Raw genomic sequence first — 22,143 nt, 5'->3', positions numbered from 1 at the left:
GCGGAGCGAAACGGCGACGCAGTGGCGCGCGTCAGATTTGCTGATGTCGGACGATCGTCAAGCCGAAACCTTCCAGTGCGTCGAGCTTCCTGGCGCTGGAAGTCAGCAGCACCATGTCTCTGACGCCGAGGTCGAGCAGGATCTGGGCACCCAGACCATAATCACGGACGGCATGCTTCATCATATACTCGTGACGCTTGCCGTTGATCCTGTCCGCGATGGACGTCGGGCTTGGATCATGGACGAAGACTGCCACTGCCGGACCGTCATAAGCCTCCATGGCTGTGAGGGCCATGGGTACGTAGTCTTCCCGGCCGGCAGACCAGCCAAGTAAGTCGGTGGCGATATCGACCTGATGCACACGGACCAACGTGCGGGCATCCGGCGTTATCTCGCCGCGCACGATCGCCACGTGTTCGCCGCCGTCGACGCTGTCGCGATAAACGTGGATCGTGACCTGGCCGCAGTAACGGCTGGACATCGGCGCGCTGGCCACCCGCTCCACCAGCCTCTCCCACCGGCGGCGGTACGCGATCAACTCGGCCACCGTGGCGATCTTCATGCCGCGTGACGCGCAAAGTGCGTCGAGTTCCGCCAAGTGGCTGAGATCTCCCTGAGCGTTCAACACCTCGCATACGACCGCCGCGGGTCTGGCACCTGCAATTCTTGCTATGTCGACAGCGGCCTCCACCCTTCCCGGACTGACCAACACGCCTCCTTTCCGGGTCACGATCGGGAAGACGTGGCCGGGCGATACGATGTCTTTAGCGGTGGAGTTCGGATCGATCGCTACCGCTATTGTATGGGCGCGATCATAGGCTGAGATGCCGGTCGTCACGCCCTCTTTTGCTTCGATCGAAGCGGCGAATGCGTGGCGCCGTGTCGATCCTGTCTGCGGCAACTGCCGCAATTGCAGCTGGTCGGCTGCTCCGGCTTCGAGCGCGAGGCAGATCAGGCCCCGCGCATCATTAGCCATGAAGTTGATAACGTCGGGAGTGGCGGCCTCCGCCGGCACCACCAGGTGCCCGGTTGCCTCCGGTAAGTCATCGTCGATCAAGACAAATGGGCGACCGGCGCGCGCATCCGCAATAACATCCTCGATACGCGACATCATCACTGCCCCTCCATCAGGCGCATTCCAACGAGCAGGCGAAGCCATCATCATAGCGGTCCGTATGTCACGGTGGGGGATGGTGAATCACGGAAGGCGGGCCTGCTTGCCGGGCAGCTGGCTCCATTCTGACTCACGGGGTCACGCCTTGTGGGTCATCAGGCCTCGGTCTTGCGCATCGATTGTCTCTACGACCTCGTAATCCGCGATATTGGCGCGTTCCGTCATCTTCCAAACATCGATGATGCGAAAGGGATTGTTGACGACGATGCGACCCTTCGAGTTCTTGTAGTAACCATTCAGATCTGGCCGTGACCAGATCATCTTGGCGTGGGCATCATCAACGCGCTGATTGTAGTTCTCATAGACGTCGCGGCGAACGTCGACCACAGCGATGCCGTCATCAAACATCTGCAGCAACAGCGACATGACATAGTGCATCTGTCTCTCGAGCACCGAGATCAAGCTCCCGCCGTGGCCAAACTGAGTATTCGGACCATAGAGACAGAAGAAATTGGGGAAGCCCGGTACGACCGTGCCGAGATAAGCTCTGGCATCATCCCCCTGCCACTCTCGATGCAAGATCTGACCACCGCGGCCACGTACGTTCATTGGAGCGAGCAAGTTCACCACGTCGAACCCCGTCGCCCAAATAAGAACGTCGGCCTTGTGCTCGGCACCGTCGCTCGTAACGACACCGACCGGGCGGACTTCGACCACCGAACCGTTCACGGACGTGACGTTCGGCTTGGCGAGCGTGCGAAACCACCCGTTATCGAGGAGCATCCGCTTACCGAAAGGCGGATAATCCGGTATCACGCTAGGCAGCAAATGCTGCGCATCTCCCAGTTCCTGCTGCATATACGCGGTCAGACCTCGTCGATGCGCATCGTTTAGGGCGTTTATGGAATCCGTCCGCGACGTCCAATCTGGATCAATCTGCAACGACCCATGCTGTTTGTCGTTGAAGGCCCAACTCAGGCGAAGCCTGTACCATAGACGATAGGGCTCGACCTCTCGTAGCAATCGACGCAGATCGTCAGGAATGCTCTGGCCGAATTTGGGAAACGGTGCCACCCATTGCGGCGTTCGCAAGACGACCGTCAGCGATTTGACCTCGCCCGCAATCGCCGGGGCTACCTGCATCGCGCTCGCGCCGTTGCCGACCAGGACGACGTCCTTGCCCGCGAGCGCAAGCCCCTCGTCGGGGTATCGGGCGGTGTGGACGCTCGGCCCCATGAACGTTTCCATTCCCGGGATCGAGGGTAGACGCGGCTTGTTGAACGCGCCGACGCAACTCACGATGATCTTTCCGCGATATGTCCGTGTGACGCCATCGGATATGGCATCGACCTCCCAATAGGCTTCATCATCGCGATAGCGTGCTTCTACCACCTCCTCGCGGAAGCGGATATTCGGGACGATATCCTGATCCGCAGCAAAGGCTTCGAGATAGGATTGTATCTCGCGGCTGCCGGCGAAGTAGCGCGACCAGTCGCCAGGGGCGAAGGAAAAGGAATAGAGATGACTTGGAACGTCGCATGCTGCCCCAGGATAGCGGTTTTCCAGCCACACGCCTCCAGGTCGATCATTCCTTTCCAAGATGATATAAGGAATGCCTGCCTTGCGGAACTCGAGAGCCGCGCAAAGGCCGGAGATACCCGCCCCGATGATGATCGCCAGGAAATCGTCTGGAACCTGCACGGAGGGGAGGGGATCGCTCCGATTCGGCAGACGTAGCTCCTGCCGGATCATGGGGGCGTAATCGAGCGGGATCTCTTCTCCCAACGAGACGCCCATGATGCGGCACAGCAGCGCGTCATCGGGATCTTCAAGCGCAGGAGGCTTCCCTGCCAGCCATGCCTCGACTGCCTCGATGGCCGCAGAACGAATTTCCTCCTGGACGTCCAGAGGAAGGCCGCCATCCTCGTTATCATCCAGGCCGCGCGTCCGCACGGGGACGAACCGACCTTCGATCCAACGTATATCGCCCGTAAGCTGAACCAGCAGACACGCTAGGGTCGGAACATTAGCAACGCGAATAGCCGACCTTAGCCAGTCAGAATTCGCATTCTGTTCCAATCCCTCAATACTGAACATCTTGCGAAGCCCTTACTTTGATTTTAGCATCACGACGCCACAGTCGCACTGGCGAAATCCTTACCGCAATGATCTTTTCATTGCGACGGTCTAGGTCAACATTCTACCAAAACCGTACAACAGGCCTGTTGTGGGGTCAATCGCAGGCTGTTGATCATCCCGCTCTCATCGCTGCGCTGATCTGACTTACCGCGACTTCCGCTGCCGGAGTAATGTGCGGCAAGCTCGCGAAGCCGTGAATCATTCCGGCGTGGAAGAACGTCGACGTCACGACACCCGCATCCGAAAGCCGGTCGGCCAGTGACGCTTCTTCATCCTTCAACGGATCGTACCCAGCTATGACCATCGATACCGGCGGCAGTCCTGACAGATCGAGGTTCAGCAGGGACAATTCGGCTGTCTGCTCTCGCTCGCCGGCAAATGCCCGCCAGAACCATTTCATTGCACCTCGCGTGAGTACGAAACCCTCGGCCAGAGCGTGCATCGACGACGTATCGCAACCGGGGTCCACGACAGGATAGAGCAGGCCGATATGGCCCACCCGCACCGGCAGTCCGGTATCCCTCACGACAGCGCCCATCCGCAGGGCGAGGTAGCCGCCCGCGCTGTCTCCGCAGAGACTGACCAGATCGGTACGGAGGTGCTCTTCGCCGCCATGCGCCATGATCCAGTGAAGGGCGGACATACAGTCCTCCAACGCCGCAGGGCACGGATGTTCCGGTGCGAGGCGATATTGCACAGCCACGACGACCGACCCGCTTGCGCGGCAGAGCGCGCGACACAGCGCATCATGCGTGTCGAGCGATCCCGCTACGAAACCACCACCGTGCATGAAGACGGTCGCGGGTGTACCCTCGCAGGACCGTTCCGGATAGTACAGTCTAAGCGGAACATCTCCGTCTGACCCCCGAATGGTAAGATCATGGACCTTAGAGACCGGATTCCCTTTGATCGCCAGCAGTGGAGCGTCCAGGAAAGCGCGAAACTTCGTCACGTCGTTCCACGACGCTGGTGCCCTGATCTGTGCGCGATCGTAGCTCAGCAGCGTCCGAAGCGAAGGATCAACTTCCGCCGCGCGGCTCATATCTGTACGATCAACTTTCCACGGTGCCCGCTCTCGAACAGTTGTGCGAAAGCCTCCGGCACCTTCTCAATTCCCCCGACCACAGCGTGGCAAGGTCGGATATCGCCGGCTTGAGCAAGGCGCTTGAGCGAGGCCTGTGCGGACGCCCACTCCTCTCCCGTCAGGAGAAATGCATTAAACCCCTCAAGCTTCAACTCCTTCTCGATCACCGCGAAGAAGTTGGCGGGACCGACACGGTAATCCGATCCTTCGTACTGCGACATCGCTCCACACAGCCCAATACGTCCGCCGCGCCTGGTCCTGCCAAGGAAGGTTTCGAGCATCGGGCCTCCGACGTTGTCGAAGTAGCAATCGACGCCGGCCGGCGCATGTTCATCCAGGAACGTCTCCAGCCCACCTTCCCGATGGTTGAAGGCTGCATCGACGCCGATTTCTTCCAAAAGCCAGGTCATCTTCTCTGCGGTTCCCGCAGATCCCAACACGCGTGCGCCCCGCAACTTGGCCAATTGACATGCGAGCGAGCCAACCGCGCCGGCCGCGCCGGATATGAAGATCGTCTCCCCCGCCGCAGGTTGCACGACGCGCTCTATGCCGATCCACGCCGTTACACCCGTCAGACCGAGCAGGCCGAGATGCCATTCAAGTGGCACATCTTCATCGTCGATGCGGACCAAACCCGCCTCGGCGGGCGTGGCGACGAAACGAGAACGCCAGCCCAGCTGATTCAAAACGCGCGTTCCGATCGGATAGCCTGCATCCGACGACGCCTCGATCAACCCGATGGCGGGACCGCCGAGGATATCGCCAGGTTGCAGAGGCGAGACGTAGCCGTCTTGTCCCGTCAAACCCAGCCGCATGTAAGGATCGAGCGACATCCATTCATTCCGTACCAAGACCTCGGTCGGGCCTGGGTCGGCAAGGCGCGCGGCCACCTGCTGAAAGTCGCTGCCCCGGACGTGCCCCGCCGGGAGGTGCGCAATCCTGATTTCTATTGCTTCGGCCACGCCATCGAACCCATCGTTGCCGGCCGCGTCGCGTACGAGCGGCCGGTCGTTCAATGCAAGGTCCAGACGACGAAGCAGTCGCCGCCCGGAAACCGACAATCAGGCGGCCTGCGACGCCTGCCGCGTGTTGGTGTGCATCTTGCGAAGTTCCGGCATGACTTTGTCGGCGAATACGCGAAGACTGTTCTGGGCGTTTTCGAAGGAGATGCCGCCGAACGACAGCACGAGCATGGCATTGAATTCTCCGACGAGTTCGAGACGCTCGCGATACTTCTCAATCACCTGCTTCGGCGTACCGTAGTTCTGCGCCTCAATATAGGTCCGCTGCGATTCCTCGAGACCAGCCGACTTGATCAGGTCCGCACCCGTTTGATAGGATTCGTAGCCGCGAATGCCTTTGAAGTGATCGCCTGCGAACTCATAATGGTCGGTCACCGCCATGTAGTGGTTGCCGATGTGTTCGTAGGCGAGGCGGCGAGCCTCCTCCTCGTCCTCGTGGATGACGGTCACATCGGTGAGGGTGCACGGCGGCGCTTCACGCCCATGCACCTCACGGAAGCGATCACGGTACAGGTTGATCATCGGCAGGTGCCGCGAGAATGCGAACTGAATGAAAGTCATCATGCTGCCGCCGATCTCCGCAGCGGCCAGCGCGGAGTCGTTGGACATGGCAACGCAGTTCAGGTCGTCATAATAGCTCTTGAGCGGCCGCGGCCGGATCTCGACCCGCGGTTGTTTGAAGAGGGCGGTGTCGCTCTCCATGTAGCCGGTTTCGAGCGCCTTCAGAACGAGGCGGGCGGCTTCATCGAAGCGTCCGCGCGCCTCCTCCATCGGGATCCGCATGCCGACATATTCGCGCCGGGCGAGGCCGCGGCCGATGCCGAGACCAACCCGCCCCGGAGCAAAGTACTCCAGCATCGCCATCTTTTCGGCGATGCGCAGCGGATCGTTCCATGGAAGGATTACCGCGCCGGGCACAAGCTTCGCACGCTTCGTCTTCGTCGCCAAGTAGGATAAGTACTGGATGTTGTCGGGGCAGAGCCCATAATCTTCGAAGTGATGCTCGACGCACCATAGCGAATCGAAGCCACGCTCATCGGCGGCCACCGCCAGATCGATTTCACCCTGGTACATCTGGTAATCGTCCAGATCCTTATGCCAGTTCTGCATAACGTTCAGGTGGCCGATTTGCATATTCTGTCTCCATCTCCCCGTCCGGACACCATTGTCCCCGAACGCATTTCCATTTTCATTCTGCAAAGCTACGGGCGCGCCTTGAGGAAGTCAACAACAATGGTGTTGCGACGGGCTTGCCTCTGCTGTCCACGGCTGATACCAGCATATTGGCTGAAAAAGGCGGCCTCGAAAAGGTTTAGAACGGCTCTGTAAGAGGCCTCGCCGAAGTGGCACGGGAGAGTGCGATGGCAGACATTACCCATGATGAACTGATTGAAATGAATCGAGATCTGCTGGCCAGCTGGCTTGCTGATCCGAATTACACATATGATGACTTTCGTCGCATCTTCGAGGAATGGTTGGCGCAGTTTCCGATCCCGGAGGGAACGCGGTTTGAGGATGCGGATGCGGACGGGGTGTCCTGCATCTGGGCAGACGGCGCGTCAGTGGACAACAGTCGTGTTGTCGTGCATTTCCACTCGGGCGGGTATCTGTTGGGATCGGCGGCATCTTACAAGTCGTTTGGCGGTCTTCTTTCGGCGGCAACTGGTGCTCGAGTGTTGCTCGTCGACTATCGGCTCGCTCCCGAGAATGCGCATCCTGCCGCAGTTGAGGATGCACTGACCGTCTATCGCTGGCTTCTAAATCGTGGATCCGATCCGGCCAAGCTCGCCTTGTCAGGCGACAGCGCGGGCGGCGGGCTTGCTTTAATTGCGTTGCAGCAGGTGCGCGAGGCCGGCCTTCCTCTGCCGGGCTGCGCCCTGGCCATTTCGCCATTAGCGGATTTTACCGCGTCGGGAGAATCCCGGACCAGCAATGCAGCGCTTGATCCGCTTGTCACGACCGAGCTGCTCGAGTCGATGGCCATCACGTATTGCGGCGATCGTGACCGAACCGCCCCCACGTTGTCGCCCCTGTTCGGGAACTGGACGGGGTTGCCGCCGGTGCTGGTCATCGCCGGCGAGATCGAGGTTTTCCGCGACGACGGTAAGTTATGTGTCGAGGCTGCGTTGCGGTCGGGGGTCGACGCGCGTTTTCACGTCGGCGCGAAGATGGTCCATATCTATCCGGTCTATGCCGACAGGCTTCCGGAGGCGCGTGAGGCGCTCGCCGAGATCGGGCAGTTCGTGCGCGATCACACGGGGGAACGCCTGCAGTGAAGAGCCTGGCGGAACATGTGGTCATCGTGACAGGTGGCGGCTCGGGAATCGGCGCCGGCGTAGTCGAGGTCCTCGCCGAACGGGGCGCTCACGTTATCGTCGCGGACCATAACCCGGCGACTGCCGATGTCACGGCCGGAAAGGCGGTTGCGGCGGGCGGTAGCGCCGAAGGCGTCTACCTCGATGTCTGTAGTACGGGCGCCTGCGACAAGTTGTTCGCTGATCTGGACAGCCGGGGCATAATGGTGACCGGGTTGGTCAATTCGGCCGGGATCACGATCCGCTCTGCCTTCGTCGATCTGGAGCTGGATGCCTGGCGCAAGGTGATCGACACCAACCTGACGGGGACGATGCTGATGACGCAGCACTTCGTTCGGCAGCTGGCCGGTCAGCGCGGCGGAATCGTGAACATCGGCTCGGTCATGGGACAATTCGCCGCGCCAAATCTCTCACCATACGCCGCTTCAAAGGGTGGGATCGGCATGTTCACGCGCGCGGTCGCCACGGAGCTGGCGGAGCAAGGCGTGCGCGTGAACGCTGTGAATCCCGGTTATATCGAAACCGAGATGACACGTATCGCGTTCCGCATTCCGCGCTTTTCCAAGGCTGTTCTCGATCGCACGCCGATGCGCCGGTTCGGGGTGCCGCGGGATGTCGCCAATGTGATCGCCTTTCTTCTCTCCGACGAGGCGGCCTATGTGACGGGTCAGGTGATCACCGTCGATGGCGGGATGACGGCAGGAGACACGACCTTGGCGTCGCCTTCACGCGACGAGATGCTGGAAGCGGGGAATTGAGCCCAACCCGATGCCGGGCACTTGTCCAATGCCTGTCTAAGGCACGCTCTCCGGAGGAGGCCAGAAGAATGAGTACCAACGCGAACAAGGTGATTATCACCTGTGCCCTGACCGGTGGCGCGCACACGCCGTCCATGTCGCCGGCACTGCCGGTCACCGCGGCGGAGATGGTTGACCAAGGCGCCGCCGCCGCCGCCGCGGGTGCGGCCATCCTGCACCTTCACGCCCGCATTCCGGAGACTGGAGCACCAACCGGCGATCCGGATATCTACAACGGTTTCCTGCCAGCCCTGAAGCAGCGGACCGGCGCAGTCTTGAACCTAACCACCGGCGGATCGGCGACCATGCCGGTCGCGGAACGGCTGCTCGCCGCGATGCGGTTCCGACCGGAAATGTGCTCTCTTAACATGGGCTCCATCAACTTCGCCTTCTTCGATGCCGGACGTCATGTCGAAGAGTGGAAGTATGGGTGGGAGCGCGACTACGTTATCAATTCCGATGACTATATCTTCAAGAACACGTTCCGAGACATTCGCTATATCCTTGAGAGCCTCGCGGATCATGGCACCCGATTTGAGCACGAGTGCTATGACGTCGGCCATCTCTACAACCTCGCCCATTTCATCGATCGCGGCCTCGTCAAGCCCCCTTTCTTCGTGCAGATGATCTTCGGCATTCTCGGCGGCATCGGTGCCGATCTCGAAAACATGGTGTTGATGAAGGGCGTGGCTGATCGCCTGTTCGGTCCTGAGAACTTTCAATGGTCGGTTCTCGCGGCAGGCCGGCATCAGATGCCGTTCGTCACGCAAGCCGCTCTGCTTGGAGGCCATGTCCGCGTCGGCCTTGAAGACAGTCTTTTCATCAAGCGCGGCGTTCTCGCCGACTCGAACGCACAGCAGGTGGAGAAGATCGTCCGCATCGTTCGTGAACTCGGCCGTGAACCCGCCTCGGCGGAGGAGGCTCGGGCCATCTTGGCACTGAAGGGCGCCGATCGTACGGAGATTTGAGCCATGAACATCATCGACCTCTCCATCCCGATTGAAAACGATGTCAGGTCCGATCCTCCGGGCTACACGCCGCACATCGAGTATGTGAATCACCAGCAGTCGATGCCGGCCCTGCAGCAATTTTTTCCAGGACTCGACAAGCAGTCGATGCCGGACGGAGAAGCATGGGCGATCGAGCACATCACGCTCAATACTCACAACGGCACCCATCTCGACGCTCCTTGGCACTTCGCTTCGACCATGGACCAGGGTACGCCGGCGATCACGATCGATCAGGTTCCGCTCGACTGGTGCTTCCGGCCGGGCGTCAAGCTCGACTTCCGCAGGTTCTCTGATGGTTACATCGTCACGGCACAGGATGTTGCCGAAGAGCTGGCGCGGATCGGCCACGAACTGCAGCCGCTCGACATCGTGATCGTCAACACGGCCGCCGGTGCCCGGTACGGGCAGGACAATTACGTGAGTTCGGGCTGTGGCATGGGCCGGGAAGCCACTCTTTACCTGTTGAACCGCGGGATTCGCGTTACGGGCACCGATGCTTGGAGTTGGGACGTGCCGTTCACGGTCACGGCTGGCCGTTTCGCTGAGAGCAACGACGCCGACCTGATCTGGGAGGGGCACAAGGCTGGGCGAGAGATCGGCTACTGTCATCTCGAAAAGCTGCACAATCTGGAGAGCCTGCCGTCGACGGGTTTTCGCGTCGTGTGCTTCCCGGTGAAGATCAAGGGTGCGTCGGCGGGATGGACAAGGGCTGTCGCTATCCTGGACTGACGATGCCTGGGCGTGGGGGAGGGCGGCAGACCCGAGGGGCACGGCCATCGCTCGTATCCGCTTCTTCTGATCGTAAGCTATTTCTGTTCGCGCGTTGATGGTTCCACTGTGGTTGGTGTCGGGATATGGAAGTCGATCGAGCTTCCAAGGATCAGCGAACATGTGGACACGTGGTGCCGAACGATAAGCCGACCAGCCTTCCGCCGAGCGAGGCATCGTCCCGCCATGAAAGCGTCATCGAAAAACGTCGTGCAGCGGCGGAGGCGGATCCCGTCGCCTATGCTGCTCGGCGTCGGGAAATAGCGGAGGCAGCCGTCAGGGTCTTCGACCGTCTTGGCTTCCAAAAGGCCAGCATCTCCGCTTTGGCGAAGGAGATGAAGACCGACAGGTCTACTCTGTATCACTATGTCAGCAGCAAGGAAGAGCTGTTTGACGAGGTTGTTCGTGCCGTTGTCGAACGTAATCTTGAGCTTGTCCTGAAGATATCGCGAAGCAAGCTTCATCCCCGCCGCAAAATGCGTGACATGATCACTGCGCTGATGACGTCGTATGGCGAACACTACCCTCTGTTCTACATCTACATCCGAGAAAACCTCTCACATGTGAGTGACGCGCGATCCGCGTGGTCGGCGGAGATGCGCGCCATGAACCAGCGCACCACGGACGCCCTGATCACCGTCATCGAGGAAGGTTTCGCCGACGGCAGTTTTCGGAGGATCGGCTCCGCCAAGGTTGTCGCCTACGGTATCTTCGGCGTCATCGGCTGGACAAACCGGTGGTTTCGGCCGAGTCGGAGCGACATCTCAGCGGAGGAGATCGGAAAAACCTACGCCGAGATGGTCCTGTCCGGCTTGGAGTCGCCTTACTGAAGGACCAAATATGTTGAAAGGCTGCATCCCTTCAAGATGAAACAGGGCTGCAGTGGAAACGATCAGCGCCTAAGCCCGGCGGGTGCGTAGGCCGACGTAAGCGTCAGCTTTCGTCTGCTTTCGGGGGTAGAGCGGCGATGAGTTCCGGCGCGATGTTGCTTTCTCCCTTCTCTGCGATGTGTCGCTGAATCCGGTCCTGGATAGCGGCACCAATCTTTCCGGCGAGTTCCGGCCGCGCCGCACGGCATTCTGCTTCCGAAATGATACGATTATCCGGCGCTTCGTCGATCTTTGGCATGACGTAGCGCGCAATCATCTCGTACGATCGCTTGGTTTGCGGCCAGTCTGCCCAGTTCGTTCCGAAGAGCAAGAGCGTTCCAAAGCCGCCGGACTGCTTCTTCAGACGCTGTATCTGAGCGATAGCGTCGTCCGGCGTGCCGATCACCGCCATGTGCGAGTCGAGCATCGCGTCGACCACGTCGCCGCCGCCGGGCACGATCGGCAGTGCGGCTACATTGCGCAGATAGTCCGCCCAGCCTTCGATGCCGAAACGGACATCGTGACGTGCCTGCTCGCGCGTCTCGGCGATGTGCATGGGCGCAACCAGCCGCCAGTTGGACCGATCCACGGTCTTCCCGTTGTCGCGCGCGATCTCTTCGCAGATCGCCCAGTTAGAGGAGAGCGCGTCGAACGCCGCCGACGATGTTGCGCCAAAAGACAGCATCCCGATACCGTTCCGGCCGGCCGCCCGCGATCCCGTCGGCGACACGGTACTTGCGGCGATCATGTCGATGCTCGGCCGCGAATAGGGCGTCAGGTGAATACGCGCGTTGTTCAGCTCAAACCAGTCGGTCCGGTGGGTGACTGTCTCACCGCGCATAAGGCGCGTGATGACGTCAATAGCCTCGTCCATCATATCCCGTTGGCGTGCGACGGGGATCCCCATCATCTCGGCGTCGGAGGCGAGGGAACCCGGTCCCATGCCCAGCATGGTGCGCCCACGCGTCATGTGATCGAGTTGGCTGTAGCGTTCTGCAAGCATCAAGGGGTGATGGTACGGCACGGAGCTTACCGCAGAGCCGAGCTTGATCCGCTTCGTGCGCTCCGCTGCGGCTGCAATCATCACCTCCGGGCTGGCAATCGTCTCCCAACCCGCAGAGTGATGTTCACCATACCAGATTTCGTCATAGCCGAGATATTCGAGGTGCTCGGCAAGCTCGAGATCTCGTTGCAAGCAGAGGGTCGGGTTTTCGTTCATAGGGTGATGAGGGCCGATGAACGCACCATAGCGCAACTTGGAAGGCATCTGATACTCCTGGGTCTGTCGTTAAACGTAACCGCTCTCGATCAATGCGTGGTCATGCCCGCGTCGATAACGTGCTCCGCTCCGGTGATGTAGGACGCCTCGTCCGAGGCAAGAAACAGAACCAGCTTTGATACCTCGTCGGGTTCGCCGATGCGGGCGAGGGGGATGAGCGACAGCGCGTCACCACCCGTGTCGTCCGTACCCTCTGTCATCATCGGGGTACGAATGAAGCCAGGATGAACCGAATTAACGCGTATGTTCCGGCCGCCGTATTCCATGGCTGCGGCCTTGGTCAGCCCGCGAACCGCGAACTTGCTCGACACATAGGCAACGCTCGGCGCCCCGTAATTCGCCACCAGCCCCGCGATGGACGAGATGTTGACGATGGATCCGCCGCCACGTTCCAGCATCGCCGGCACCACCGCCTTCATGCCAAAGAACTGTGCGTGCTGATTGACCGCGCAAACCCGCAGATAGTCGGGTATCGCAAGATCGACGAGGGGCGCGATCGGTCCCAAAATCCCGGCATTGTTGACGAGGATGTCCACTCCCCCGAACCGGGAAATCGCGAGATCGACTACCGGCCCCCAGGCGTCCGGATCGGCGACGTCGTGAAGTGTGAACAGGGCACCTTCACCGAGTTCGTCGGCCAGCGCCTCGCCGGCGACGGCATCCAAGTCGGTGAGAACCACCTTCGCCCCTTCGGATACGAAGAGACGTGCATGACTTTCTCCCATGCCGCGCGCCGCACCGGTGATGATCGCGACTTTGTGCTCAAGCCTCTTCATGAAACAGCCTCCTGCCATGTGTCGGCAGCCGTTCGGGATCAACCAGACCTGCTGATGGTGGCTCCCAACCAAGTCGAACATTGCTCAGGGCGGTGGCCTGCGGGAAGGGTGTCAGGCCACCGGACTGATGTACGAAACACGTGATGGTAGAGATAACCGTCAAAAACGGATTGTTCCTTCCACACCATAGGTGCGCGGCGCGCCCCGCACCTGATAATCGATGCCCACCCCGCCTTCGACGTTGTACCCGGCCGGATAGTAGGTCTTGTTCGTCAGGTTCTTGCCCCACAGCGCGAGTGTGAAGGCACTGTTCACGAGGCTGAGCCGCGCATTCAGCAGCGTGTAGGCTTTCTGCCGCAGAACGATCTGGCGCGTGAAGCCGGGGGGCGGCGGTTGATCGTCGTTGAAGATGTCATACCAGAACAGACCGGTATACTGCGCATCGCCGCTCACCACGATGTTGCCCGCGGACATCTTCGCCAGGGTGAAGTCAAAGCCGCCATTGGCGGTAATCTTCGGAGCGAAGGGCAGCTTGTTGCCGCCGATATCGACGCCGGAGATGACCGAGCCACCCGCATACCGGGTGTCAAGATAGCCGACATTGCCGCGCAGTGTAAGATCAGGGATCGGACGCGCGATCACCTCAAGCTCCGCGCCGTCCACTTTGGCATCGACCGACGTCAGGAAGCCGACGACGCCGCGGATCTCCTGAACCTGCTGACCCTTATAGTCATAGTGGAATACCGCCGCGTTCACCTGCAGGCGGTTGTCGAAGAAGCGCGTCTTCAACCCGCCTTCGTAAGCGTCGAGTTGCTCCGGGGGAACGAAGTAAACTTGCGAGGCACTCTGATATGCGAACCCATTATACGTTCCCGAACGCTGGCCGCGGCTGAAGCTCACATACGCATGGATGTCGTCCGCGAAATTATAGTTGAGGATCGCTCGACCGGAGACCTTCTTGGATCCATTCTTTTGATTCAAGTTCGAAAACAGCGGAAACAACGGCGTGCCTGTCGACGAGAAATTTGAGTAGACGGTGGATTTTCCATTTACATACTCAATCTGATCGTCGGTATATCGTAGTCCGATCGTCAGATCGAGTTTGGAACTGAACTTGTAGTTTCCCTCGCCATATACGGCCTTTGACTTACGATCCTGGCCATAGACTTGCAGCGCATTGAACGAGGAGGAAACGCCGGGGTTGAACGTTCCAGGCGACGTCGCATCAGGCAAGAACCCGAAGAAGCCAAGATCGTTGCGCGCACGCAAACGGTCCGTTCCGTAATATCCGCCAAGAATAAACTTGAAATTATCCGAGTCATAGTTAATCCGCACGTCTTGGCTGAAATCCCTCGTCGAGGCGCGGTAGTGGATGCCGACCAGCCCATTGGGGCCGCCGTCGCTCTCGTCGTTCAGATCATAGAGACCGGACGTGTAGCCGGTGACTGAGGTCACCGAGAAATGGTCGCCATCGTTCCAGGTCATGTTCAGGATACCCGAGCGCGAGATCGTCTTGAACTTGCCCATGTCGTTCATATGGAACTGGTTTTTGCTCTTGATCAGCGGATCGTCGAAGCGCGAGTAACCGCTGAAGTCGGTGAAACCGCCGCTGCCATTAGGTACGATACCGTAGGCATAGCGTGCAGGGCCGGTCGGATTGTCATGCCCATATTGGCCGCTCAGCGTCACGTCGAAGCGGTCCGAAGGCTTGATGCGAAGCGTCACGCGACCGCCATAGGAATCAACGCCGTTATACCGCTTAGATCCGAACTTGTTGGCGGATGGATCGACTTCGCGGAAAAAGCCGTCCTGCTTCGTCCGATACCCAGCAACCCGAATGCCCGCCTCATCGTCCTTCAGGGTCGTCTCCAAAGCGCCTTCGACCTTGTAGCGATCGTAGTTGCCGTAACCCGCCGTGACGTAGCCGCTTGATCCGCTCAACGTAGGCTTGCGGGTGATGAGATTGATCGCACCGCCCGTTGTATTACGACCGAACAATGTTCCTTGCGGGCCGCGCAGGACCTCGACACGATCGAGATCGAACAGAGACTGGCCGTGGGTAAATCGGAAGGACTTATATACGTCGTCCACATAGACACCAACCGGAGATGCTGCGTTCACGTTGAACTCGTTCGCGACGCCGACGCCGCGGATGGTGAAGTTCGGCTGCGTCTCGCCGTACTGGGTGTTAACCGTGACATTCGGCGCGACAGTCGCCAGGTCGTTTGTCAGGGCGACACCGCGACTCGCCAACTGGGCAGAGCTGATCGCGGAGACGCTGATCGGAACCTGCTGGAGATTTTCCGCGCGCCGGGTGGCGGTGACGACGATCTCGCCAATCCCATTGTCGGTGGGCGCCGTGGTGGCGGCACTGGATGGCGATTGCGCCTGCGATGCGTCTGCCGCGCCGATACCCGTGTTCGCCGGAACCGCTGCCTCAGTCGAACTGGTCTGCGCAAGAGCGGGCGAGGAAAGGCTGTGGAGCAAGCAGACAGCCAACGCGCGACGAGATGAAATCACTTTTACTCTCCCTATCTTTGTTGTTGGGTGCGCGTCCAATTCGGACGAGTTCGCGCAGGTCAGACTATGGACTTGCTTAGGCCAACGTCTTTTTTTTGTATGTTACCGAACTAACGGGGGGTCAGGGTGTGCAAAGAACAGCGTTGGTGTGCATCGTATCGAGATATTCCTTTACACGGAGAACCTTGTCGCCTTTCAGGATAAAGAGGAAATGATAGAAATTATTGTAAGTCCTGCCATTTAAGGTCTGGGCCATGGATTCCGTTTCGACTGCGACGCGATCACCATCAATGGTGAACTCGTGCGGAATCAGCCGTATAGGACCGTCGCAGGCGTCGCTGACTCCCACGAGAAGTGCCCTGAACTCTTCCCGCGTGTACGTGCCAGAAATAGGCATCGTCCCCGCCACCCACCAGGTGGCGTCGGGATCCATCATCGCCGCCACGCCGTCAGCGTCTCCTGAGGAGAACACTTCCATGAACTTTCGGACGACCGCCTCGCTCTCAGATGCACTCCTCACCGGATCATTCCTTCTTCTCTATCAGGTTGCGAGTTTCGGCTCATGGCTGATCGTGGGATTGGCTCGCCGCACTAAGCGATATCGCGTAGACATGACGTAATCAGCACGGGCGCATCGATGCGGTCCCACAATGCCGACCTAATCCAAGCCGAATCCATGAGCAGTCTCTCCTCGCCGAGGGTCTGCACCCCCGATCTTTCTAACACGATCCCGCACAACATAGGTGTTGTCAAGCGTTACTCGGCGGATTTCGTCGAAGATGGGCACCTGACGCGCATCTTCACAAACATTGCCGAGTCCGAGACACGGCAAGACCCCCGCGGAGGCACGATTGCCTCGGCGGCGAGTGTACATGATTACAGGGTGGAGAGTTGCGGGGCCGAACCTTAGGCGAGATAATCGTAGGACCAGACCCGCAAGAAGCGCAATTACAGTACCTCGAACAGGCCTGCGGCTCCCATGCCGCCGCCGACGCACATGGTTACGACGACGTACTTGGCCGAGCGGCGCTTCCCTTCGATCAGGGCGTGTCCCGCCATGCGCGCGCCGGACATCCCATAAGGATGGCCGATCGAGATCGCTCCCCCGTTCACGTTCAACAACTCGTCGGGAATGCCGAGGCGATCACGACAATACAGAACCTGCACTGCGAAGGCTTCATTCAGCTCCCAAAGGCCGATATCATCCATCTTCAGGCCGTGTGCGCGAAGGAGCTTCGGCACCGCAAAGACAGGGCCTATCCCCATCTCGTCAGGATTGGTGCCGGCCACAGCCACTCCCATGAACCGGCCGAGCGGCTGCAGCCCACGCGCGCCGACGGTACGCTCCTCCATGACCACGCAGGCGGATGCCCCGTCAGAAAGCTGGCTGGCATTGCCGGCGGTGATGACGGAGTTGGCCCCAAGAACCGGTGCCAGGGACCGCAGCCCTTCAATCGTGGTCTCGGGACGGTTGCCTTCATCTTTCGACAGCGTGACTTCTCTGCCGGAGACCTCCCCGGTCGCTTTGTCCTGAATCGTCATCGTCGCCATCACAGGCACGATTTCATCGTCGAAGGCACCAGCGGCCTGTGCTGCCGCCGTACGTTGCTGCGATCGCAAGGCATATTCATCCTGCCTCTCGCGATCGATCTTATAGCGTTTGGCAACCACCTCGGCCGTCTGAAGCATAGGCATGTAAGCTTCAGGTAAAATCGCCTCCAGCTCGGGATCGGCTGTCGTCCGAAGAGCCTTAGTTTGAACGCGGGAAACGGACTCGACGCCTCCGGCAACACAGATATCCATCGAGTCGAGCACAACTTGGTTAGCCGCGATGGAAATTGCCATAAGTCCCGATGCGCACTGACGATCAATCGACTGGCCAGGCACAGTAACAGGCAGACCAGTTCTGAGTGCTGCGTTCCGGCCGATGGTATACTGCGTCTCCTGCTGGAGGGCGGCCCCCATAACGACATCCTCGATTTCTTCGCCCGCCAACCCCGCGCGCTCGACCGCCGCGCGAATTGCGTGCGATGCAAGGGTGGGCGACGGCAGGTTGTTGAATGCTCCTCGATAAGCGCGGCCGATCGGCGTGCGAGCTGTTGAGACGATCAGGGCACTACGCATTGAACTCTCCTGCTGTTACAGAGTACGCATCTCGGGATGCAGTCTGTGGGGGAACGCTTAGTTTTCGAGGGAAGTAGCTCCGGCGCATCTTCGAAACCGGTGCCGCTGAGCCGGTTTGAACGGCGACAGCATCCGACCAATTCGATAATCCACTAGATCATAAACCTGGCAACATATATGTTGTCAATGGGGTAGGGTGGGGTTGTCTGCGGCGAGGGTTAGTCGCAAGCTGTCATGTTCGACGCGAGCTATCGCCGGCGCCAAATGGCCTTAAGCCTGTGGGCTGAAATGGGATGTCGCGCGGTCGGAGCGGACGCGCCGCAGGCGGCATAAACCCGAGGCTCCATGCTCTCGCAGAAGCCTGAGCCTTGATCGACGCGGCTGACGTTCTGCACTGCGCGCCTCCGTCCGATTAACCAGCCCGGCCGATCAGGCATGATGTGTGTATTAAGGGCGTACACTGACGTACGCTGAAGCTCCAATACAATTAATTGTCGTTCGAGCGATTGACAACACGTGTGTTGCCGACGAAAGAGTGCACGCGCAACGAGCGCCTAACTGGAACAGCTTAAACAGGCGGACGCTAGCGCGGAGACATGCGTAGGCGGATCAGGCGAGCCTTGGGAGTGGGATCAATGCGGAAAAGCTTCGGGCGAAGGTTGCGTTCGGCCGCCCTCGCTGCGTCATGTCTGGGTGCGTCGCTTTCCCATTCGGCAGCAGCAGCTGAGCGGGAAGCTGCTGCGAACCAGTCCAATCCTTCAACGAGCGCGTCGTCTCCCGCCGATGAGCCGTTGCAAGGGACCGCTGACGACATCGTGATTACGGCGCGGCTTCGGTCGGAAGGGCTGATGGAGACGCCGGTTGCGGTATCTGTTCTTTCTGCTTCGCAGATCGGCAAGTATAATGCGGTCGATCTTACGAAGATTGGAGAGCTGACTCCAACGGTTATCGTCGGCAATTACCGGACGATTGGCGGGGGCTCGATCGCGATCCGAGGCATCAGCTCGCCGCCAACGCAGGTCGGCTATGAGCAGCCTGTTTCGGTCGCGATCGACGGCATTCAGTCATCCTCGGGGCGCGTGGCCACCTTAGGCTTCTTCGATCTTCAACAGGTCGAGATTCTCAAGGGACCGCAGGCGCTATTCTTTGGAAAAAATAGCCCAGCAGGCGTCATATCGATTACGACCGCTGGGCCGACAGACCACTTCGAGGTCGGAGGCCGGGTCGGTTATGAATTTGTCGCAGACGAGTTTATGGCCGAAGGTCATATTTCAGGCCCGCTGACAGAGACGCTCGGCGCACGGCTTGCTATCCGCTTTCGTGACGCCAAGGGCTGGTTGCACAATGATGCTCAGGCAGCGGCTAATCCCTTTTTCCCCGCCGCGCTCCCGGCGTCGTCGGGACGCCTGCCGGGGCCGCGTAGTAGGCGTGTCGGCGATGATGAGAAGCTTGCCCGACTGACGCTCGCCTATGACGACGACGGTGCCTTTTCAGCTACGGTTAAGCTGTTTGGCCTCATCGGCCACGATCAGGGCGGTGGTTCGACGTCGCAGAATATCGGCCCTTGCCGGGACGGCTGGCCTCGGTCCTTTGGCGTCGTGGATCCGTTCGGTGAATGCAAGGCCGACAATCACGTGTCCTTCAGCAATATCGTGCCAGCAATCGCCGACCGCATTCCCGCTCTGAACGGCGACAACCGTTCGAGGGGTGTGAACAAGGCGTATACGGCCTCGCTAACTTTGAAGTACGAGGACGATGACTTCAGCCTCACCTCGCTTACGGGCCAAATTTTCAATCGGTATCGAAGCGTTTCCGGTTTGACGCACACTGTCGACAACGCGCTGACCACCTATGAGAACACGAGCTATCGCAGCTTCTCTCAGGAGCTCCGGCTCCTCACAAAGTTCGACGGCGCGTTGAACTTCCTGCTGGGTGCGTACTTCGGCGACACGCGTGACGCACTCTATAATCACACCAACTTTCGTGCTGATCTCAGCTACAACCCGATGGCCGACCAGCTTGTCACCTACGTGAAGGATGCAACCCTAGATGGCCGAACCTATTCCGTCTTCGGGCAAGGTACGTGGGAGATCACGTCGAAGCTGGAGTTAGCAGCGGGTGCACGATACACTTCCGAGCGGAAGAAGACGTTTAACCAGAACCATTATGGGGTGAATTCAGCGCTAGGGCAGTTCAACACGCTTGCCACGATCTATCCGAGCTCGACTGACCCGGCCCCCGGTATTCTCGCAGGACGTTTTAAGGACAGTAACATCTCGCCGGAAGTCACGCTGTCGTACCATCCGGTTCCAGGGTCAACGATCTATGCGGCCTACAAAACAGGTTTCAAGTCCGGCGGCTTTGGTATAACAAGTCCCTTGCAGACGAGCTCGACGATCGGCGACTTCGACTTCAACTCCGAGACAGTGAAAGGCTTCGAGGCCGGCGCGAAAGCTGAGCTATTCGATCGCCGGCTGCGGCTTACTGCTTCTGCCTTCCGATACAACTTCCGCGACTTGCAGGTCACGACGTACGACGCGACCGCCATCCGGTTCCAAATCAATAACGCCGGCGCAGTGCGTCAGCGGGGCTTTGAGCTAGAGGCGGCGTTCAAGGCGTCCAGCGTCCTTCAACTCCATACTGCGATCGCCTATGTCAGAAATCGGTTCCGGAATTACACGGGTCAATGTTACGGCTATACCGTGCCGGCCAGCGTCGCTCAGACTGCGGCACCGCCTCCGGGGTGCTCGTTCGTGACCAATAGCAGCGGTGGGCGGGCGTTGACCGCATCGGGGGCTCCAATCCTCAAGGCGGTGCTCGATGGCCGCTCGCCAGCCCGCTCGCCCGACTTCAGCGGAAACGCAGGGTTCGAGATGACCCTGCCAGCGGCAGACCGTCTGGAGTTTGGCCTGACCGGCGATGCTTTCTACAGCTCGGGTTACTACGCGAGCGATTCGTTTGCGCCCTCATCGCGGCAGGATGACTTCTGGCGGTTCAACGCGAGTGCCAGGGTCGGCGCCGAAGACGGGAGCTGGCAAGTCTCGCTGATCGGCCGAAATCTGACGAACAAGTACTACCTGCTGTTTGCCGGCGATCGTACAGGCGGCATCGCGGCGCCGCTCACGATCAGCGAACAGCGCGGTGTTGTCGCTCGAGGTCGTGAAGTAATGTTGCAGGCAAGCTTCCACTATTAACCGGGCGCGTTCCCGCGAACCCTGATCGACCCCAAGCTCATCTACCTTGGGCCGGCAGTACGCGGGTACGAACGGGGCCGGAAGCCTCGCCCGCTACCCGGACGTCGAGCTTGTGGAGGTGCGAGGTGCCAGACCTCGTCCGGAAGCGAGACGGCCGCGTTCCAACGCTGTATGAGGAGAGCGTCCATCTCGGCAGTGCTCGCGAAAGGACGCTTCCAGAGGTTGATTGTGCGATGGTCCCCGAAGTGGGTGTCGGACGTGAAAAAGACCGTCATGTCCAGTAGAGGATCCGCGCTGCCGGTAAGCGTTCGGTGATCCGGGTTTCAAAGAAGGTCCGCAGGCGGCGCATGGTGTCCGCGTCATAAACCTGCTTCTCGGCCCCAACTTGGTCCGCTTGGTCGCCCGGTTCTGGCCAGTCATGTCGAGGTCTGATCCGGGATACCAGCTCTCAAGCACAGCCTTGGAACCCGGATTGAAGCGATGGGTGATCAGTTCGACCGTAAGATCCAGGTCGATGACGCCATCCAGGGCAATGCCTGCTTGTTCGATCAGTTCGCCATAAGCGGTCTCCCACCCTTCAGCAGCGATGATCGGCGCGATCGTCAATCCGACCGGATAGCCCGCGTCCGCCATGCGCCTGAGCGCCGACAGGCGGGCGGCGACAGGCGCGGTTCCCCCCTCGAAGCGGGCGAAAGCACGCGGGTTGATCGAAGCCCGCATCCGGGTTCGTCCGCCATGATCGAGCGGCAAGAGGGCGGCTACATCGGCGAACTTCGTGGTGAAATGGAGCTGGGCATCCGCATTCCACCGGCCGAACCACGCTATCGCGGCCGACAGCGAACCCGTCAGCGGCTCGAGGGCAAGCGGGTCGGTATAGCAAGACGCCTCGAAGGTCGTCCCCTCATGGCTCCGTGCCCGGCTCCGCGAAGTGACCGAGCCTTGGCCCAGATAGGCCGGCAAGCCCGCAAGGATCTCCTCCAGGTTGGCGTAGACCCGCGTTATCGGCGGCCCCTTCAGCGATCCGACGAGATAACAATAGCTGCGATGCGCCGAGCAGCCCTCCGCCAGATCGACCCGCCAGTCGGCACTGGGTGCGATCGGCTGAAGCCGCCGCTTCGAAGGCGGTGTCACA

The 22,143-nt window shown here is 59.9% G+C and carries 17 protein-coding genes; 6 read left to right on the top strand and 11 right to left on the bottom strand.

The window, feature by feature from the left end:
• Window positions 1-31: 31 nt before the first annotated feature.
• The 5 genes from ACM608_RS10575 to ACM608_RS10555 form a co-directional block, all read right to left on the bottom strand.
• Complete coding sequence (locus ACM608_RS10575; RefSeq protein WP_419683185.1) at window positions 32-1,114, bottom strand: 3,4-dihydroxy-2-butanone-4-phosphate synthase; 1,083 nt, start codon at window positions 1,112-1,114, stop codon at window positions 32-34.
• Between the two features lie 138 nt (window positions 1,115-1,252).
• On the bottom strand, window positions 1,253-3,211 hold the full coding sequence (locus ACM608_RS10570; protein WP_419683184.1) for a flavin-containing monooxygenase: 1,959 nt from the start codon (window positions 3,209-3,211) through the stop codon (window positions 1,253-1,255).
• A 154-nt stretch (window positions 3,212-3,365) separates the two neighbouring features.
• Window positions 3,366-4,295: an alpha/beta hydrolase gene (locus tag ACM608_RS10565; RefSeq protein WP_419683183.1), complete on the bottom strand. Its 930-nt coding sequence runs from the start codon at window positions 4,293-4,295 to the stop codon at window positions 3,366-3,368.
• Window positions 4,292-5,353, bottom strand: coding sequence for a zinc-binding dehydrogenase (locus ACM608_RS10560; protein ID WP_419683182.1), 1,062 nt, complete (start codon window positions 5,351-5,353; stop codon window positions 4,292-4,294). The genes ACM608_RS10565 and ACM608_RS10560 overlap by 4 nt, the downstream gene beginning before the upstream one ends.
• A 45-nt stretch (window positions 5,354-5,398) precedes the next feature.
• Entirely contained in the window at window positions 5,399-6,493 is a 1,095-nt protein-coding gene (locus tag ACM608_RS10555; protein ID WP_419683181.1) for an LLM class flavin-dependent oxidoreductase, read from the bottom strand.
• A 227-nt stretch (window positions 6,494-6,720) separates the two neighbouring features.
• On the opposite strand from ACM608_RS10555, the gene ACM608_RS10550 reads away from it, so the two are divergent.
• The 5 genes from ACM608_RS10550 (at window position 6,721) to ACM608_RS10530 (ending at window position 11,079) form a co-directional block, all read left to right on the top strand.
• On the top strand, window positions 6,721-7,635 hold the full coding sequence (locus tag ACM608_RS10550) for an alpha/beta hydrolase (RefSeq protein ID WP_419683180.1): 915 nt from the start codon (window positions 6,721-6,723) through the stop codon (window positions 7,633-7,635).
• A complete protein-coding gene (locus ACM608_RS10545) occupies window positions 7,632-8,432 on the top strand; it encodes an SDR family NAD(P)-dependent oxidoreductase (protein ID WP_419683179.1) in 801 nt (266 codons plus the stop codon). Before ACM608_RS10550 ends, ACM608_RS10545 begins: the two co-directional genes overlap by 4 nt.
• Before the next feature lie 68 nt (window positions 8,433-8,500).
• On the top strand, window positions 8,501-9,439 hold the full coding sequence (locus tag ACM608_RS10540; protein WP_419685173.1) for a 3-keto-5-aminohexanoate cleavage protein: 939 nt from the start codon (window positions 8,501-8,503) through the stop codon (window positions 9,437-9,439).
• A gap of 3 nt (window positions 9,440-9,442) precedes the next feature.
• A complete protein-coding gene (locus ACM608_RS10535) occupies window positions 9,443-10,210 on the top strand; it encodes a cyclase family protein (RefSeq protein ID WP_419683178.1) in 768 nt (255 codons plus the stop codon).
• Window positions 10,211-10,383: 173 nt separating this feature from the next.
• Window positions 10,384-11,079: a TetR/AcrR family transcriptional regulator gene (locus tag ACM608_RS10530; RefSeq protein WP_419683177.1), complete on the top strand. Its 696-nt coding sequence runs from the start codon at window positions 10,384-10,386 to the stop codon at window positions 11,077-11,079.
• 103 nt (window positions 11,080-11,182) lie between these two features.
• On the opposite strand, the gene ACM608_RS10525 is transcribed toward ACM608_RS10530, so the two are convergent.
• From ACM608_RS10525 to ACM608_RS10505, 5 genes are all read right to left on the bottom strand, one after another.
• A complete protein-coding gene (locus ACM608_RS10525) occupies window positions 11,183-12,385 on the bottom strand; it encodes an LLM class flavin-dependent oxidoreductase (RefSeq protein WP_419683176.1) in 1,203 nt (400 codons plus the stop codon).
• A 41-nt stretch (window positions 12,386-12,426) separates the two neighbouring features.
• Entirely contained in the window at window positions 12,427-13,173 is a 747-nt protein-coding gene (locus ACM608_RS10520) for an SDR family NAD(P)-dependent oxidoreductase (protein WP_419685171.1), read from the bottom strand.
• A 159-nt stretch (window positions 13,174-13,332) separates the two neighbouring features.
• A complete protein-coding gene (locus tag ACM608_RS10515; RefSeq protein ID WP_419683175.1) occupies window positions 13,333-15,693 on the bottom strand; it encodes a TonB-dependent receptor in 2,361 nt (786 codons plus the stop codon).
• Between the two features lie 121 nt (window positions 15,694-15,814).
• Window positions 15,815-16,171, bottom strand: coding sequence for a nuclear transport factor 2 family protein (locus ACM608_RS10510; protein ID WP_419683174.1), 357 nt, complete (start codon window positions 16,169-16,171; stop codon window positions 15,815-15,817).
• 470 nt (window positions 16,172-16,641) lie between these two features.
• Window positions 16,642-17,817, bottom strand: coding sequence for an acetyl-CoA C-acyltransferase (locus ACM608_RS10505; RefSeq protein WP_419683173.1), 1,176 nt, complete (start codon window positions 17,815-17,817; stop codon window positions 16,642-16,644).
• Between the two features lie 635 nt (window positions 17,818-18,452).
• Here ACM608_RS10505 and ACM608_RS10500 point away from each other — a divergent pair.
• Window positions 18,453-21,011 (top strand): TonB-dependent receptor, encoded by a 2,559-nt coding sequence (locus ACM608_RS10500; RefSeq protein ID WP_419683172.1) that lies wholly within the window; start codon window positions 18,453-18,455, stop codon window positions 21,009-21,011.
• 93 nt (window positions 21,012-21,104) lie between these two features.
• Here the strand turns inward: ACM608_RS10500 and ACM608_RS10495 are convergent, their stop codons facing one another.
• Window positions 21,105-22,142: a radical SAM protein gene (locus tag ACM608_RS10495; RefSeq protein WP_419683171.1), complete on the bottom strand. Its 1,038-nt coding sequence runs from the start codon at window positions 22,140-22,142 to the stop codon at window positions 21,105-21,107.
• Between the last annotated feature and the right edge of the window lies 1 nt (window position 22,143).

Origin of the sequence: Sphingomonas sp. ID0503 (genome assembly GCF_048565625.1) — a bacterium.
GTDB lineage: Bacteria > Pseudomonadota > Alphaproteobacteria > Sphingomonadales > Sphingomonadaceae > JBLZUR01.
This window is presented reverse-complemented; position numbering and strand designations above follow the sequence as displayed.

Coding starts and splice junctions, on each gene's coding strand:
- ACM608_RS10575 (WP_419683185.1), bottom strand. CDS start 1,114: ATGATGTCGCGTATCGAGGATGTTATTGCGGATGCGCGCGCCGGTCGC.
- ACM608_RS10570 (WP_419683184.1), bottom strand. CDS start 3,211: ATGTTCAGTATTGAGGGATTGGAACAGAATGCGAATTCTGACTGGCTA.
- ACM608_RS10565 (WP_419683183.1), bottom strand. CDS start 4,295: ATGAGCCGCGCGGCGGAAGTTGATCCTTCGCTTCGGACGCTGCTGAGC.
- ACM608_RS10555 (WP_419683181.1), bottom strand. CDS start 6,493: ATGCAAATCGGCCACCTGAACGTTATGCAGAACTGGCATAAGGATCTG.
- ACM608_RS10550 (WP_419683180.1), top strand. CDS start 6,721: ATGGCAGACATTACCCATGATGAACTGATTGAAATGAATCGAGATCTG.
- ACM608_RS10540 (WP_419685173.1), top strand. CDS start 8,501: ATGAGTACCAACGCGAACAAGGTGATTATCACCTGTGCCCTGACCGGT.
- ACM608_RS10535 (WP_419683178.1), top strand. CDS start 9,443: ATGAACATCATCGACCTCTCCATCCCGATTGAAAACGATGTCAGGTCC.
- ACM608_RS10525 (WP_419683176.1), bottom strand. CDS start 12,385: ATGCCTTCCAAGTTGCGCTATGGTGCGTTCATCGGCCCTCATCACCCT.
- ACM608_RS10520 (WP_419685171.1), bottom strand. CDS start 13,173: ATGAAGAGGCTTGAGCACAAAGTCGCGATCATCACCGGTGCGGCGCGC.
- ACM608_RS10510 (WP_419683174.1), bottom strand. CDS start 16,171: ATGGAAGTGTTCTCCTCAGGAGACGCTGACGGCGTGGCGGCGATGATG.
- ACM608_RS10505 (WP_419683173.1), bottom strand. CDS start 17,817: ATGCGTAGTGCCCTGATCGTCTCAACAGCTCGCACGCCGATCGGCCGC.
- ACM608_RS10500 (WP_419683172.1), top strand. CDS start 18,453: ATGCGGAAAAGCTTCGGGCGAAGGTTGCGTTCGGCCGCCCTCGCTGCG.